Annotated in this window: 12 protein-coding genes; 7 read left to right on the top strand and 5 right to left on the bottom strand. The window is 60.3% G+C overall.

Annotated elements, in window-relative coordinates:
• Positions 1-112: 112 nt before the first annotated feature.
• The gene (locus ACQ4OE_RS14890; protein WP_122593298.1) at positions 113-928 is read right to left on the bottom strand and encodes a UDP-2,3-diacylglucosamine diphosphatase; all 816 of its coding nucleotides are present in this window, start codon (positions 926-928) and stop codon (positions 113-115) included.
• 133 nt (positions 929-1,061) lie between these two features.
• Between ACQ4OE_RS14890 and ACQ4OE_RS14885 the strand changes: the two genes are divergently transcribed.
• Both ACQ4OE_RS14885 and ACQ4OE_RS14880 read left to right on the top strand, forming a co-directional pair.
• Positions 1,062-1,826, top strand: coding sequence for a helix-turn-helix domain-containing protein (locus ACQ4OE_RS14885; protein ID WP_430947074.1), 765 nt, complete (start codon positions 1,062-1,064; stop codon positions 1,824-1,826).
• Between the two features lie 179 nt (positions 1,827-2,005).
• A complete protein-coding gene (locus tag ACQ4OE_RS14880; protein ID WP_122593294.1) occupies positions 2,006-2,899 on the top strand; it encodes a DMT family transporter in 894 nt (297 codons plus the stop codon).
• Here ACQ4OE_RS14880 and ACQ4OE_RS14875 read toward each other — a convergent pair.
• A complete protein-coding gene (locus ACQ4OE_RS14875; RefSeq protein ID WP_430947073.1) occupies positions 2,893-3,180 on the bottom strand; it encodes a SelT/SelW/SelH family protein in 288 nt (95 codons plus the stop codon). The genes ACQ4OE_RS14880 and ACQ4OE_RS14875 overlap by 7 nt on opposite strands.
• Positions 3,181-3,251: 71 nt before the next feature.
• Between ACQ4OE_RS14875 and ACQ4OE_RS14870 the strand changes: the two genes are divergently transcribed.
• Positions 3,252-5,453, top strand: coding sequence for a patatin-like phospholipase family protein (locus tag ACQ4OE_RS14870; RefSeq protein ID WP_430947072.1), 2,202 nt, complete (start codon positions 3,252-3,254; stop codon positions 5,451-5,453).
• A gap of 51 nt (positions 5,454-5,504) precedes the next feature.
• Here the strand turns inward: ACQ4OE_RS14870 and ACQ4OE_RS14865 are convergent, their stop codons facing one another.
• From ACQ4OE_RS14865 to recQ, 3 genes are all read right to left on the bottom strand, one after another.
• Entirely contained in the window at positions 5,505-7,250 is a 1,746-nt protein-coding gene (locus ACQ4OE_RS14865) for a FimV/HubP family polar landmark protein (RefSeq protein WP_430947071.1), read from the bottom strand.
• A 127-nt stretch (positions 7,251-7,377) separates the two neighbouring features.
• Positions 7,378-7,812, bottom strand: a complete 435-nt coding sequence (locus ACQ4OE_RS14860) for a MarR family transcriptional regulator (protein WP_122593286.1) — start codon at positions 7,810-7,812, stop codon at positions 7,378-7,380.
• A gap of 132 nt (positions 7,813-7,944) precedes the next feature.
• Positions 7,945-10,074, bottom strand: coding sequence for a DNA helicase RecQ (gene recQ / locus ACQ4OE_RS14855; protein WP_122593284.1), 2,130 nt, complete (start codon positions 10,072-10,074; stop codon positions 7,945-7,947).
• Positions 10,075-10,473: 399 nt separating this feature from the next.
• On the opposite strand from recQ, the gene ACQ4OE_RS14850 reads away from it, so the two are divergent.
• The 4 genes from ACQ4OE_RS14850 (at position 10,474) to ACQ4OE_RS14835 (ending at position 16,587) form a co-directional block, all read left to right on the top strand.
• On the top strand, positions 10,474-11,061 hold the full coding sequence (locus tag ACQ4OE_RS14850) for a UPF0149 family protein (protein ID WP_122593282.1): 588 nt from the start codon (positions 10,474-10,476) through the stop codon (positions 11,059-11,061).
• 10 nt (positions 11,062-11,071) lie between these two features.
• Positions 11,072-11,467, top strand: coding sequence for a YbaN family protein (locus tag ACQ4OE_RS14845; protein ID WP_430947070.1), 396 nt, complete (start codon positions 11,072-11,074; stop codon positions 11,465-11,467).
• Between the two features lie 153 nt (positions 11,468-11,620).
• A complete protein-coding gene (locus tag ACQ4OE_RS14840; protein WP_430947069.1) occupies positions 11,621-15,634 on the top strand; it encodes an RCC1 domain-containing protein in 4,014 nt (1,337 codons plus the stop codon).
• 56 nt (positions 15,635-15,690) lie between these two features.
• A complete protein-coding gene (locus ACQ4OE_RS14835; RefSeq protein WP_430947068.1) occupies positions 15,691-16,587 on the top strand; it encodes an Ig-like domain-containing protein in 897 nt (298 codons plus the stop codon).
• The last annotated feature ends 80 nt before the right edge of the window (positions 16,588-16,667 follow it).

Raw genomic sequence — 16,667 nt, 5'->3', positions numbered from 1 at the left:
GGGCGGCGTTCCGACGAATGCGGAGTGTCAGGCGACACGACTTTGCCTGATGTAACGCTTTCGTCGGAACGCCGCCCGGAGCAGGCTCGCTCCCACAGGGGATTTGTGTGGTTCAGGCGAGTTCGGCGACCTTGGCCGCTTTCAGCTCGGCCTCCCGCGCCTGCGCATCCGCCAGTCGATACAACTCGATCGTGCCATCCCAATGCTCGATCAGCGCCGTGCACGACTCCACCCAATCACCGCAATTGAGGTAATCCACCTCGCCCACCTTGCGGATCTCGGCATGGTGAATGTGCCCGCACACCACGCCGTGCAATCCGCGCTTCACGCATTCATGGGCGATGGCTTCTTCGAAGTCGCTGATAAAACTCACCGCCGTTTTCACTTTGTGTTTCAAATAAGCCGACAACGACCAGTAACCGTAGCCATAACGCGCACGCCAATGGTTGAGCCAGCGATTAAGCGTGAGGGTAAATTCGTAGGCCGAGTCGCCGAGAAACGCCAGCCAGCGGTGATAACGGGTGATCACGTCGAACTGATCGCCGTGAATCACCAGCAAATGCCGACCGTCCGCCGTGACGTGCACCGCCTCGTCGACCAACTGAATGTTGCCCAGAATCAGCTTCGAATAACGTCTGAGGAATTCGTCGTGGTTGCCGGTGACGTAAATCACCTCGGTGCCGCGCTTGCTCATGGTCAGCAAGCGGCGGATCACGTTGGTGTGCGCTTGCGGCCAATACATGCCGCCGCGCAGTTTCCAGCCGTCGATGATGTCGCCGACCAGGTAGATCTTGTCGGCCTGATAGCCTTTGAGAAACTGCGACAAATGTTCCGCCTGGCAGTCCCGCGTCCCCAGGTGCACGTCGGAAATCCACAGGGTTCGCACCCGTTGTTTGCGGCTGGGTCTGGCGAGCTCGGCGCTGGTCATGGGCAACCCTCTGCGATGTTTTCGCCAGAGTGCGCTTGCCCGGTTAATTGACCATGACAAGCACAAGTCAGTCCTGTGACAGCGCGTCCGGCGTGCGTGGGTGTAGACTGCAGGCCTGCCCGGAGACCTGCTTATGCGCCCGATCCTCACCTTGCGTCAGTACACCCGCGATCTGATCGTCCACAGCCACGACCACGCCCAATTGGTCTTCGGCTTGTCCGGTGCGCTGGATTTCGAGGTCGAGGGTTGTGGCAGCCAGGTGCGCCAGCAGAGTTTCGTGGTCATCCCGTCCGGCGCCCACCACGCGTGCGGCAGTCCGACGGGCAGCCGCTGCCTGGTACTGGATATCCCTGAAGGGCAATGGGTGAACGACTCGCTGGGCGAGCATGCCGAGGCCAGTCGCCGCTTGCTCGATCAGCCCGCCCGCCTGTCGCTGGATTCGGGACAGAGCCAGTTGGTCAGTTGGTTGGCGAACAGTCCGGTCAGCGATCCGTTGATCGCACAGCAAGGTGCGGTGTTGCTGCTGGCCAGTCTCAATCACGCGCAACCGGCCGAACTCACTGCTCGTCGCCTGCCCTATGCCGCACTGGATGCGCACATCGAACAGAATGCCGCTTACCCGCTGCAGGTCGCCGATCTGGCGCGAGTGGCCGGGTTGTCCAGTGCACGCCTGCATGCTCGGTTCATGGCTGAATGCGGGCAGACACCGATGGATTACAGTCGCAGCCGACGCCTGCATCTGGCGGTGCACATGTTGCGCGACACGGTCCTGCCGATCGGAGAAATTGCCTGTCGCGTCGGTTACAGCTCGCAAAGTGCCTTTTCCGCCGCCGTCCTACGCGAGTTCGGCGCATCACCCGGGCAACTTCGGCGCGATTCCTACAACAAAAGACGATAGCCTGCCGACAGACTTGCTGGCCGATACGCGGTTCAATGGGCCTATGGGTTGATCGTTCCTACGCTCTGCGTGGGAATGCAGCCCCGTGACGCTCCGCGTCACTGGACGCAGAGCGTCCCTAGAGGCATTCCCACGCAGAGCGTGGGAACGATCGAATCGTGTCTGGATTAAGGACTGCAATGACCCCGCGTACCGCCCTCGGCGCCCTGCATATCGGCGCTTTGATGTTTGGCCTGACTGGCGTCTTCGGCAAGCTCGCCGCCGCTTCGCCGGCCGTGATCGTCTTCGGCCGTGCCGCCTTCGCCGTACTCGCCCTGGCGTTCTTCGCCCGTTTCGCCAGCCAGAGCCGCTGGCAAAAACTTCAAGCCGTGGATTGGCGACGTCTGGCCCTGAGCGGCGTGTTGCTGGCCGGGCACTGGGTGAGTTTTTTCGTTTCGGTGAAGATTGCCGGGGTGGCCATCGCGACTCTGGGCTTCGCCAGTTTCCCGGCGTTCACGGTGATTCTCGAAGGGCTGATCTTCCGCGAACGCATTCGCGCCAATGAAATCGTGCTGGTGGTGTTGGTCAGTGTCGGTCTGGTGCTGGTGACGCCAGCGTTCGATCTGGGCAGCGGCGCGACCATCGGTTTGCTCTGGTCAGTGCTGTCGGGATTGCTGTTTTCCCTGCTGTCGCTGACCAATCGCGCCAGCTCCGGACGCATTCCGGCGGTGCAGGCGGCACTGTGTCAGAACGTCGTGGTGGCGCTGTGTCTGCTGCCGGTGGCGGCGCCGCAACTCAGCGAGGTCCGCGCGCTGGACTGGTTGTGGATCGCCCTGCTCGGCGTGTTCTGCACCGGCGTCGCCCACAGTCTGTTCGTCGCCAGCCTGGCGGTGATCAAGGCGCGCACGGCGGCAGTGGTGTTCGCCATGGAGCCGGTTTACGGCATCACCGTGGCGTGGCTGCTGTTCAATGAAAACCCGACCCTGCGCATGTTGCTCGGTGGCGCGCTGATCATTGTCGCCATCGTGGTGTCGGCACGGATGTCAGGCGGCAGCGATAAAAAAACCGGTGCCGCCGAGGCTGCGTCTCACTGAGAGCGGTCGTTGTGGCCGAGGTCGCGGTCAGGGTCGATCTGATCGCGAACCCGTTGCTTGAGCACCTTGGCTTCGGGAAAACCGCCATCGGCCTTGCGCTCCCAGATCTGCGTGCCGGCGCAGGTGATGTGAAACACCCCGCCAGTGCCTGGCACCAACGAGACCTTGCCGAGGTCATCGCCGAAGGTGCTGAGCAGTTCCTGCGCCAGCCACGCGGCGCGCAGCAGCCACTGGCATTGGGTGCAATAGGTGATGACAATTTCTGCTTTTGCGACAGTCATGTTCGCTGAAACTCCTGAGACAGAGGGCGCCGCTATAATAGCCGGCTTTACCGATCGCCCCGAGACTCACAATGCGCCGTTTGTTGCTCTGCCTGCTGCTGGGTTTGCTGCCCCTCTTCGTCCACGCCAGCGTCGAAGCCACTGAAGCATCACGCCCCAAGGTCGGCCTCGTGCTGTCCGGCGGCGCTGCTCGCGGCTTGGCGCACATCGGCGTGCTCAAGGCACTCGAAGAGCAAGGCATCAAGATCGATGCGATTGCCGGCACCAGCATGGGCGCCGTGGTCGGCGGCCTGTATGCCTCGGGGTACAAGATCGACGAGCTGGAAAAACTGGCGCTGCAGATCGACTGGCAAGCCGCGCTCTCCGACGCGCCACCGCGCGAAGACGTGCCGTTCCGCCGCAAGCAGGATGACCGCGATTTTCTGGTGAAACAAAAACTCAGCTTCCGCGACGATGGCAGCCTCGGTCTGCCACTTGGGGTGATTCAGGGGCAGAACCTCGCGCTGTTGCTGGAAAGTCTGCTCGCGCACACCAGCGATACCCGCGATTTCGACAAACTGCCAATCCCGTTCCGCGCCGTGGCCACCGACATCGCCAACGGTGAAAAAGTCGTGTTTCGCAAAGGCCATCTGCCGCAGGTGATCCGCGCGAGCATGTCGATCCCGGCGGTGTTCGCCCCGGTCGAGCTCGACGGCAGGCTACTGGTGGACGGCGGCATGACCGACAACATCCCGCTCGATGTGGCGCGGGAAATGGGCGTCGACGTGGCCATCGTCGTCGACATCGGCACGCCGCTGCGCAACCGCAAGCAACTGACCACCGTGGTCGACGTGTTGAATCAGTCGATCACCCTGATGACCCGCAGCAATTCGGAAGAACAACTGGCCGCGCTCAAGCCGACCGACGTATTGATCCAGCCAGCCCTGGCGGCGTATGGCGTCACCGATTTCGGCAAGGCCCAGGACATGATCGACGCCGGCTACCGCGCGACCCGAATCCTCGACGCACGCCTCGCTGCGCTGAAACCCGATAATGCCCAGGACGCTGAACTCAACGCAGCCCGCTCGCCAGGCCAGCGCACGCCGGTGATCACCGCGATCAGGGTCGAGAACGATTCGAAAGTCGACGACGATGTGATCCGTTACTACATCCGCCAGACCGTCGGCGAGCCACTGGATCTGGGCCGGCTGCACTCAGACATGGGCACGTTGTACGGCCTCGATTACTTTGAACAGGTGCAGTACCGAGTGGTGCACAAGGGCCAGGATCACACGCTGGTGATCAGCGCCCGGGGCAAACGCAGCGGCACCGATTATCTGCGGGTCGGCCTCAACCTGTCGGACGACATGCGCGGCGACAGCGCTTTCAATCTCGGGGCGAGTTACCGCATCAACGGCATCAATCGCCTTGGTGCCGAATGGCTGACCCGCGCACAGATTGGCGACAAACAAGAGCTGTACACCGAGTTCTATCAGCCGCTGGACGTCGGTTCACGCTACTTTGTCGCGCCCTACGCGTCGTTCGAAGCGCAGAACGTCGACTCGGTGCTCGACAACGATCCGATCGCGCAATACCGCGTCGAACGTTACGGTTTCGGCCTCAACCTGGGGCGGCAGATCGGCAACAATGGCGAGATCCGTTTCGGCGTCGGCGAAGCCTGGGGCAAGGCCGATGTGCGCATTGGCGATCAAGACTTGCCGAGCGAAACCTTCAATGAAGGCTTCTATGCCTTGAAGTATTCCTACGACTCACTGGACAACGTGTACTTCCCCCACGAAGGCAAAGACATCAGCCTGACCCTGAAGCAGTTCGAGCCGAGCCTGGGTTCCGACACGCGTTACCGGCAGTGGGAGTTCAAACTCGATAAAGCCCTGAGTCATGGGCCGGACACGCTGATTATCGGCGGGCGCTATGGGCGCACGCTGGACGATACCAACGTGGTCACTTCAAGCTTCCTGCTCGGTGGTGCGCGGCAATTGTCCGGCTTCCGCGAGGATGCGGTTTCCGGGCAAAACGTCAGTCTGCTGCGCGCGGTTTACTACCGCCGGTTGACGCCGAGATCGTACCTGCCGCTGGACTTCCCGATGTACGCCGGCGCCTCGCTGGAACGTGGGCGAGCGTGGAACAACGACAATGAATTCGACAGCGGTTACATCAACGCGGCGAGTGTGTTTATTGGTTTCGATACGCCGCTGGGGCCGTTGAATTTCAGCTATGGGTTGAATGATGCGAATGAGCAGGCGGTGTATCTGAATCTGGGGCAGACCTTCTGATCGACGTCGGCTCGCGATGGCGATATCCGGCCCGCCCCAAATATCCAGACTTCAGCGAATCCCCGCCAACAACGTCCGCGCCGTTTGCTTCAACGGTTCATCGGCCTCTTTGAGCAATTCATTGAGCAAGGCAATCGCACTGTCGATGTCGCCATCGTCGATGCAGGTTTGTGCCTGTTCGAGCTTGACTGAGCCGGTAGTTTCCGCCGGTTCGGACAATTGCAACTCCAGCGGCTCCAGCGCTAAAGAGGGCTGCGGATCAGCGAACTCATTGAGAAAATCGTCATCCAGCGGCTGGGCATCAGGCTCGGGAATCCATTCGAGTTCCGCTTCTTCACTGGCCACCGGTTCAGGCAATTCGAAATCCTGCGGCAAGACTTGCAGGCTTGAACCCAGACTTGGCTGCGCTGGCTCCGGGGATGGGCGACTGCCCTCCAGGTCCCAGCTGGAATCCATCGACAGTTCGCCCAGATTCAACTCGAAATTGTCTTCCGGCGCCGGTGGCGCCGAGGCAATGGGCGCTGCCGCGACGATTGGCGCCAACGGCACCGTACTCACCAGTTTTGGATGGCGGGCACGGGTGTCCTGCAGTTGCAGCTCATCCACGCCTAATGCGCGCAGGTGACTTTCCTGTTGTTCATACGCGGCGCTATCACCCTGACGACCCAATACCTCAAGCAGTTGCAGCCCGAGGTCGAGGCGCTCCGGCTCTTTGTGCAAGGCATCGCGCAACAGGCCCGCCGCTTCAGCGAGTCGCCCGTACGCCAGGTAAATGCCGACCGCTTCCAGCACATCCCCGGCGGCGGGTTCTTCTCGGTGTTCTGCTGCGCCGTGAGTCCGGACGTGGGCTGTCGGTTCAGCCTCGTCGGCTTCCGCTTCAGCAGGCTGCGCAAAGAAGGGCAACGGTCCGCCCGTGTGCCGCTGTTGTTGCCGACGACGGACGAACAATGCAGCCAAGACTGCCAGCAATAACAGCAAGCCGCCGAGCAAAGGCCAGTTCAAGCCGTCATCCGTGGCTTCGACAGGGGCTGCAACGGGTGCCGGTGTCGGTGCGACCACGGACGCTGGCGGCGCTTTCTGCGGTTCGGCGAGACGCATTTCCATCGCAGCGATCTGCTTCTTGCCTTCAGCGATCTGGGTTTCCTGAGTCAACAGTCGGGCTTTCTGCTCCTCGACTGTCTGCTGCAACTGCTGGTTGAGCAGCGTACTGGCGGCCAATTGCTCGGCCAGTGCATCGTTGGCGGGGGGCGTGGCCGGCGCGGGTGCGCTTTCGCGCTTACCCTGAGCGGCCTGGGTCGGCGCCGCCGCCGGCTCCACCGTAGGGAACTCGGAAGACTGCGCACGGGGGTCCGGTTCATCGGTCGCAGGCACGATCCCCGGTGAGCCCGGCGGATCGATCAATACGGTGTACTCGCGCAGCAAACGGCCATTGGGCTGATTGAGCTCCACGAGGAAATTCAGGAAGGGTTCGTTGACCGGTTTGCTGGACGTCACCCGGATCATCTGGCGCTTGCCATGCAGGATCGGCGTGAACTTCAGGTCATTGAGGAAAAACACCCGCTCGACGCCGGCGCGGCCAAACTCGTCTGCTGTAGCGAGGCCGACCGACAGATCGTTCTGGCTCAGAGCGCCGACATCCTGCAAGGCAATGTCGGCCTTGAGCGGCTGATTGAGGGCTGAGTGAACAGTGATGTCACCCAGCCCCAGTGCCATCGACGCGGTCGAAAAACTGAATAGGCCAGCGAGCAGCAACCCTCTGGCGCCGCCGCGCAGTAAAACGTGCCAACTTGCGAGCATGAGCATCCCTTAAATAAGCAAAACCGACTTCTATGCGTTCGCACATCCGGTACGAACACGATATTGCCCAGTAGTTCTTATAGTCGGCTCAGCGCGATCTCTCAAAGAAACGGCACGGCAATGTGCCTCAAGATTTTTCCAGGTTACCCAGAATGTGCCCGTGAACCCGCATGCACACCTTCAAATCCGCCTCGTCGACGCCGTCGAACAATTCGTGGCGCAGTTGCGTGGCAATGGTTTCGATTTGTTCGATCAGCGGCAGAGCTGGCGCGCAGAGGACAATTTTTTTCGCCCGGCGGTCTTCCATCACGGACTGGCGTTGCACCAGGCCTTGGCTTTCCAGACTATCGAGCAAGCGCGCCAGGGTTGGACCTTCGACGCCGACGCTCTGCGCCAGCTCACGTTGGGTCGGTGCTTCTTCGAAACGCGCCAGATGCAGCAGCACCAGCCAGCGTGCCTGGGACAAGCCCAGACCGGCGAGGCGGCGATCCAGTTCGGCACGCCAGCCACGGGACATCTGGGCCAGTTGCATGCCAAAGCGGTGTTGATCGGTTAACGGCATAAAACACTCACGGTCAGACTGAAAATAAAGAAAATCTAATTATTAGCCAGCTAAGCATGAGCTGCAGTTATAGGCAAGTGGCGGCCTGTACTGAATCGTTACAACTGTATGAGCCTTGGCACAAACGCCCTCTCACATTTCAAATTCCGATTGCAGCGCGGCCCGCACGCAGTACAGCACGCCTTCCGGAACGCGACCGGCGAACAGTTCGGCCACTTCGGCGACCGACGGCAACTCACCCTCGCCATCGAGAAACGCGTCTTGCACCTCACCCATCAACTCTTCAGGCAAGTCCAGCGCTTGCTCCAGCGACAACTGTTGTTTGCCGATCGCCTCGGCCAGCATGGTGTAGACGTTCTTTTCCGAGCACTGCAGTTGCCCGGCAATTTGCAGCGGCGTCATGCCGGCACGAGCCAGGGTGATCAGTTCGTGGCGTACATCGGCGACCACTTTCGGGGCCTCGGCTTCGCCACCGAGCACTTCGAGGAAGGCCTCGCCGTAGCGTTCCAGCTTGCGTGCACCGACGCCGCTGACCCGGGCCATTTCCGCCAGCGAGGTCGGCTGGCTGCGGAGCATTTCCAGCAAAGTCGAATCGGGGAAAATGACGTACGGCGGCACGCCATGTTCTTCGGCCAGTTTGCGCCGCAGTGCGCGCAAGGCTTCCCACTGTTCGCGTTCTTCGCCGCGCACCAGTTGGCTCGCCTGGCTCTTGCTGCCGCTTTTGGCCGTGACTTGCGGTTTCAGATCGCGGCGCAGTTCCAGGGTCACTTCGCCCTTGAGCAAAGGCCGGCAGCTGTCGTTGAGACGCAGCCCGCCGTAACCTTCGTGATCGACATCCGCCAACCCGCGCGCCACCAACTGGCGGAACAGCGAACGCCATTCGCTTTCGCTCAGCGCCTTGCCAACACCCCACACCGAGAGGTGCTGATGGCCGAAGCTGCGGATTTTTTCGTTGTCCTTGCCCAGCAACACGTCGACCAGATGACCCACGCCATAACGCTGACCGGTGCGGAAAATCGCCGACAATGCCTGACGCGCAGGCTCGGTAGCATCCCAGGTCTGCACGCCATCAACGCAGTTGTCGCAATGGCCACAGGGTTCGGCCATCTCTTCATCGAAGTACGCCAGCAGCGTCTGTCGGCGGCAGCGGGTTTCTTCGCACAGCGACAGCATCGCGTCGAGCTTGTGCTGCTCCAGACGCTTGTGGCGCTCGTCGCCTTCGGAGTTCTGCAGCATCTGCTTGAGCATCACCACGTCTTGCAGACCGTAAGCCATCCACGCATCCGCCGGCAGGCCGTCACGACCGCCGCGACCGGTTTCCTGGTAATACGCTTCAAGGGATTTCGGCAAATCGAGGTGCGCAACGAAACGCACGTTGGGCTTGTCGATGCCCATGCCGAACGCCACGGTCGCTACCATGATCAGGCCTTCCTCATTGAGGAAGCGTTTCTGGTTGAAGGCACGCAAATCATTGGGCAGACCGGCGTGATAAGGCAGCGCCGGGAAGCCTTGTTCGCTGAGAAACGCCGCGACTTCCTCGACCTTTTTGCGCGACAGGCAATAGACGATGCCGGCATCGCTGCGTCGCTCAGCAAGGAATGCCAGCAACTGTTTGCGCGGCTGCTCCTTGGGGACGATGCGGTAGAAAATGTTCGGGCGGTCGAAACTCGACAGAAAACGCTCGGCGTTCTGCAGGTGCAGTCGGGTGACGATTTCTTCGCGGGTGCGCTTGTCGGCGGTGGCGGTCAGGGCAATACGCGGGACGTCCGGGAACATCTCGGCCAGTTGGCCCAGTTGCAGGTATTCCGGGCGGAAATCGTGGCCCCATTGCGACACGCAGTGCGCTTCGTCGATGGCGAACAAGGCAATGTTCAGGCCTTGCAGGAACGACAACATACGCGGCTGCACCAGACGTTCCGGTGCCAGGTACAGCATCTTCACTTCGCCGCGCTTGATCCGCGCCGCCAGGTCACGCTGCTGCTCGGCGCTCAACGTGGAGTTCAGCGCGGCAGCGGCCACGCCCAGTTCTTCGAGGGTGGCGACCTGATCGTCCATCAAGGCGATCAACGGCGACACCACCACGGCCAAGCCATCGCGCAGCAGCGCCGGCACCTGGAAACACAGGGATTTGCCGCCGCCGGTAGGCATCAGGACCAGCGCATCACCGCCGCTGGCCACGCGCTCAATGATTGCACCCTGACGGCCACGAAAACTGTCGTAGCCGAAGATGTCCTTGAGGACGCGTTGAGCCTGTTCGAGCATAAAAACTCCAAAAATCTACCGATACATCCCTGCTCAGGCTGGTTCAGAACAGCCACGGCTGCTTAAACAAAACGTAAGAGCGCATTGCATGACAGGCGCAATGCGGGCAGGGATCGCAAAACGCGGCAGTATACCCGAGGCCTTCCCTGTGCAGGGTGCCGCTGATAAGACACTGATCAACCTGCCGCACACGAACCCATGTGGGAGCGAGGCTGCTCGCGAATAAAGGTGGGGCAGCCAATACAAACGCGCCTGACCCACCGCTTTCGCGAGCAGGCTCGCTCCCACAAGGTTTTGTATGCCGTCCGGCAATTGCGGCAAATCTGCCTTGCGGCTGGCTTGAGCGCGCAAGAAGGCCTAGAATTCCCGCATTGTTTATTCCCCCAAGGTAGCCCCGTAATGTCCTTCGCTGAGCAACTAACCCGCCTGCAAGTCTTCCTCGACGCCGACGAGCTGCACGACGAGGCGTTGGATTACGTGGCCGCCCACGGTTACCTGACCGCCCTGTCGATCTGTGCCGAAGACGTGCCAGAGCGTGAGTGGATCGATGCCCTGTTCGCCGAAGAGCCGCATTACAGCGACGAAGCACAGCGCGCCGAAATCGAAGCCACACTGATCGGCCTCAAGGCGCACATCGCCCGTCAACTGGCCTCGGATGAAGAGTTCGAACTGCCATGCGAACTGGACCTGGGCGAAGAGCCGGACGATTCGGAACTGCGCGGCTGGTGCATCGGTTTCATGGAAGGCGTGTTCCTGCGCGAAGCCGCTTGGTTCGAAACCGCTGAAGAAGAAGTCAGCGAAATGCTCCTGCCGATCATGGTCGGTTCGGGCCTGTTCGACGAACAGCCTGAGTTCGAAGACATCGCTAAAGACGCCAACCTGATGGACGACATGATCGTGCAGATTCCGGAAGCCCTCACCGCGCTGTACCTGCTGTGCCAGGCGCCTGACGAAAAACCGGCGATCCTCAAGCCACGTCACCACTAAGATCCGGCCTATGGACAATCCCATAGGCAACCGCCCCCTGATGTTGCGCTACTTGCTGCTGGCCATCGGCTGGCTCAGCGTGGCGTTAGGGGTGATCGGGATTTTCCTGCCCGTCCTGCCCACGACCCCCTTCCTTCTGCTCGCAGCAGCGTGCTTCGCGCGCAGCTCTCCGCGTTTCTATAAATGGCTGGTCGAGCATCCCCGCCTCGGGCCATGGATCCGCGATTACCTCGATGGCAACGGCATCCCCCTCAAAGGCAAGGTCTATGCGATCGGGCTGATGTGGGCGAGCATTCTGTTCTCCTGCTATCTGGTGCCGCTGCCGTGGGCGCGGGGTTTCATGCTCACCAGTGCGGTGCTGGTGACGGTTTATATCCTGCGGCAGAAGACTTTGCAAAAACGGTGAACAACGCGGCGCCCGAGCGTGCGCCGGGTCCGCCGCGTCACTCGACCGCTGATCGGAAAACCAACCTCACCTGTCAGATCTGACAGGTGACACCCTCCCTTTTTATCGCGTTAACTCCCTTCGGTCGTTTCTTATCCGGCAGGAGTGTTCAGCATGCTCAACCAACCACCGAAAGCCATTTCAACCCTGGCATTGCTGGAACCGGAAATCACCGGCCGGACTCACCCGATTCTGCCTTCCGATGAGTGGGGTATCAATCTCGCTGCTGCACGCGGCGTCTATCCGGACCACGGGTTGCAGGTGTACATCAATCCATGGAACAACATGAAGGTGGGTGACAAGGTGACGCTCTTTCGCGGCGCTGATGAGGTCGATTCGCACTTCATCAGTGATCAGGCAGACGTCGGTGAGCGTGTGACCCTGTTCGTTGCGCCCAGAAATCTTTCACAGGGGTCTCACGTCCTCATTTATCGGATCAGCAACCCCGTTCAGACACCCGAGGACTCCCCGCCGGTCAAGATCTACGTCAAGCTGGATATTCCGGCCGGTCAGGACACGCAGGAGGGGCCGGGGCACTCAAATCTGCACATGTTCTTGCCGCCTGAAATTGTCACGGGTGGGGTGGACAAAGAGACGGCCGAAGCCGGCGTTCCGATCATCGTCCGCGCCGCTTCCGGGACGGGCAAGCCTTATCCGGATATCGCCGTGGGCGACTGCATGCAAATAAGTTGGGGCGGCGTATTCGTTTGGTCCGATCCTGTGACGTTGGAGCAGATCAGTGCTCCACAAGACAACCCGATCGAGATTCTGGTTACCAAGGCAACCATAGAAACGGCGGGCGACTCCGACAGTCTGCCCGTCACCTTCCGCGTGCGTGACATCGTGCACAACTACTCTGAGGACTGGTGCAATGAGACCCGCCTCAGTGTGTCAATGGGAACCTCGTTGCTGATAGCGCCCATCGTCAAAGGGGCGACCAACAATGTCATAGACTTGGACGCCACTGGAAATCCGAATGTCTGGGGACAGGTTGTTACCACATCGCTCCTGTTTAAAATTGGCGATGTCATCGAACTGAAAGTACGCGGCACGACCAGCAGCGGCGAAACGGTGGAGCTGACGCCTCCCCCTCAGGAAATCGACAACTTGCCACATGTCTATGAGTTCGAGATAGAGAACTCGGATCTGCGCAGATTGGTCGACACTCAGGTCATCTTTTCCTATCAGGTTACTCGCACGGGAGAACCCTCCCCCCTGCTCTCCAAAGGCCAGTTCGTGCAGGTTAGCGGACAGTCCACCCAACTTGCGGCGCCAATTGCAGAGGACGATAACCAGGGCGCACTGGATCCGGATCTTCCGCACACCCGGATTCTGATTCCCTTCAACCTGGCCATCAAGCATGGCAGCGCCATAGAGGTCGTATGGTTTGGAGTACGTCCAGACAACAGCGTATATAACCCCCCGCTGGAGTGGTATCTCCCCGACGAGGAAGAGGCCGAGGATCCCAATGGTTTCTTCATTACGGTAGACGGCAGACACGTCAAAACACTGGAGGGCGGGACACTTACGCTGTCGTACCTGTTCTGGTTTGAGGATGAGCAGGGTGAGCCGCAATCACGTCCTTCGCTGTCCGCTGCACCATTGAACGTCGGCGAGCCGCAGTTCGAATTGGACAAACCGATTGTTCAAGGGGAAAACAACGGTTCGCTGGAGCCAAACGATCTGCCAAACGGTGTAGGCCAATTAACCATTCCTCGACCGCTCGCCAATCCATGGAAAACCCGCGATGTCGTGACCTATAAGTGGACGGCTGAAGGGGCCGGCGACCATGAAGACTCAGTCAACATCACTTCACTCAACCAAGGCCAGGACCTGAAAATCAGGCTCAACGAAACATTCGTCAAAGATCACATCGAGGCCAACCGCGGCAGCAAGATCACGGTGAACTACAGACTCTTTCGCACCGCAGACAACAAATACAGTTATTCAAATCCATTGGCCTTCACTGTCGGCCAAGGTCAGGAACAATTGCTTGATCCGGCCAAGGTTGTGGAAGCCGTCGACGACATTCTCGATCCGGCCAATGCACCGAACGGCGCGACCGTTGAAATTCCGGCAAACAGCCCCGACAACGCTGGCGATCACTTTTACATGACCTGGAAGTCGGCGGACGGAACCGTCGAGGAAAAGGCTGACAAACCCATCACAGGTAACAACAAGGGCAAACCGGTTGTGTTCCCGATTTCCCGTGAGGTGGTACTGGCCAGTCTCGGCAAAACCGTGACCGTCAATTACCGGGTCGTGCAGTTGGCAGATGACAAGGAAGTCCCGGGCAAGCCCTACCAACTCACAGTCCAGGAGCAGGAGTTCAAGCTGCCGGTAGCCAGGTTCAAAGAGGCTTCCGGACAGCAGAACGATTTGTTGAATCCGGACGACGTCTACCCCGCGGGGGCGACCGTGGTGATACAAGCCGCCGCTCGACTCAAGACTGATGACGAGATCATCGTGACGGTGGAAGGGATAACCACCACCACGTACCCGCACACAGTGCTGTCGACCGAAGCCGACAAAGAGTTGAGCGTCATCAAAGTGCCTCATGCCTTCGTCAATGCCAACCTCGAGGGCAACCTTGCGCTGAGCTACACCGTCAAGCGCAACGCCGGTGGCACCGACGGTCCGTCGGATCCGACAATTTACGATGTGCGCAAGGTGATCGGCAGCGGCTCCCTTAAAATCATGGGCGCGCGCTACAACCGCAGCACCTATCGGGCATCCAGCGCCAGCCGGGTTCTCAGCGCATTCAACGCCGTCACGGGAGCGGCGGTGCAAGCACAATGGAAGTACCCATCGGACAGTGAGTGGAAAACCGCCGCCACCTGGCGCGATACCTCACCACAAGAACCTTTGCAGGTGCGCACCGCTGATGACCAGGTCACGCTCAATCCGGCGAACATTATCGGCAACGGCATCGATACCACGGCCACCGGACAGGCGGCGTTTGTCGCCCATCGCGATGAAGGCGATGTGGTTGGTTGGGGAGACGCGGCATTTGGCGCCAGTATCCCTTCCAGCATCATCGTTCTGGATGAAATCGTTGAAGTGAGTTGTTCACGCAGCGCCTATGTGGTTCGCGTTGCCAAAAGCGGGGCGATCGCGGCCTGGGGCAACGCAGCGGAGGGGGGCAATATTGACGGAGTTCCGCAGTTCGGCTTCGTTGAGGTCATCGGCAACTCCACCGCACTCGCCGGGTTGAAGAACACGGGCCAAGTGTTTGCGTGGGGCAATCTGACCGACGGTGGCCTCGTCCCTGAAAACATCGCCAGGCTGACAGACGTTGTCCGAATAGTCGCAGCCGGTCAGGCCTTCGCTGCGATCCAGGCGGCGGGAAACGTTGTGGCGTGGGGCAATGCGGCAAATGGTGGCACCGTCCCCGGCAACATCGGAGGCCTGACCGGTATCGATAATCTGATCGGCAGCTACGGTGCTTTCGCCGCGCACCTGCGCACAAACAGGATTGTCGGTTGGGGCCACGCCACCTACGGCGGTGCGGTGCCCGAAGAAATCGCCCTTCTGGACGACATCATTGAACTCAGCTGCGCCAATGCGCAGGCCTTTACTGCGCGAAGGGCCACGGGTCAGGTCGTGGCGTGGGGTACGCCAGAATATGGTGGGACGATCGGCGGAACCATCGGCGGTATGACCAACATTGTGGAAGTGAGCTCCACATGGCGGGCGTTCGCTGCACGCCTCTCCAATGGCAGTGTTGTGGCCTGGGGGCGTCCGGCAGAAGGCGGCACCGTACCGGAGGACATCGCAAGGATGAACGACATTGTCCAAGTGTGCGGGTCATCAATGGCATTCGCTGCCTTGCGCAAGGATGGCACGGTGGTCGCTTGGGGCAATGCAGACGTTGGTGGCGCGATCAGCAAGGAAGTGGCCGATCAACTGACACAGGTGCAAGCCCTCTACGATAACACCCATGGCTTTACCGCGTTGACTGCTGACGGTCGCGTAGTGACTTGGGGACACCCTGGCGGGGGCGGCGACAGCAGCGCGGTGCAACGGCTGTTATTAGGGCAGGTTTCCTACAAAGCCAGTCCAGCCTCCAGAGGCCTTTCCCTCAAAGCGGCTCGCTCTTTCGACTCAATGCGGCGCGCCAAGCGCTGACGCCTGTTCTTTTCCTGAGACTTGGCGCTCGCCAGAGCGCCAAGTGAGGTGCTGCCATGAACACTCTGATTAAACCTTCAGTGGATGAAGCGCCTGGTGACATGCTCGATCCCGAGCAAGTCCCGCCGCGCGGTGTGACCGTCAGAATCAAGGCCTATGACGATATGGCCGCCAAGGATCGGGTGTATCTGTTTGTGGGGGAAAATTACCGCGACGAGCTGCCGATCGGCTCCCCCGCAGTCGGCAAAGACGTTCTCTTTGAAGTCCCCGCCAACGCACTCGTCGCCGGTGCAGACGACATCGTGTCCATTCGTTATGAAGTGGATTTCGTGGGTGGTGCACGAGTGCCCTCGGAAACGATGAGTCTGCTGATGCAATCGGGTTTTGAAGTGGCGGCAACCCTTGATCTCAGCGCGCAGAACTACGTTGTCGCCGTTGAAAAGCCACCGGTGTATCTGCCGCAAGGGGCGCGAATGACTCGACTGGCGCAATGGGGCATCGGTCCCTATCGATACGCGAGCAGCGATCCGGGCATTGCCCGCGTCGATGCCCAGTCGGGCGAAGTCAATGCGCTGCGCAATGGCCAGTGCACCATCAGCGCCACTGACAGCCAGGGCAAAAGTATTGGCTATCCGTTGACGATCAAGGGCATTACCGAAGTGCATTTCCTCAGCCACAGAGCGGATTGGCAAGGCATGCAAACCACCTGTGAGGCAGCCGGTCTGAAGGCGATCTCGCTGACGCAGATCAAACGCTTTTGGTCACTGTACTTCCAGGACGCCGGGCCCGTGGCCGACTATCTGGATTGGCTGAACTACGCCGTATGGACAGCCGAGTCGCTGGGAGCCGGCACAGCCTGGACGTACGACTTGAACGGTCCCGACGTCAATGACAATGCCAGCGCTCAGGACACCCAAACGTTCTTGCAGGTACTGGGTGTTACAGCACCCTGATCGAAATCGGCGCACAGAGGAAGGGTCATGCGGAGCACGGGCCGGGTTGCACAGAAATGGCTGTTGACGTTGTTGCTGTC

This window comes from Pseudomonas sp. WC2 (assembly GCF_050586545.1).
Taxonomy (GTDB): domain Bacteria; phylum Pseudomonadota; class Gammaproteobacteria; order Pseudomonadales; family Pseudomonadaceae; genus Aquipseudomonas.
This window is presented reverse-complemented; position numbering and strand designations above follow the sequence as displayed.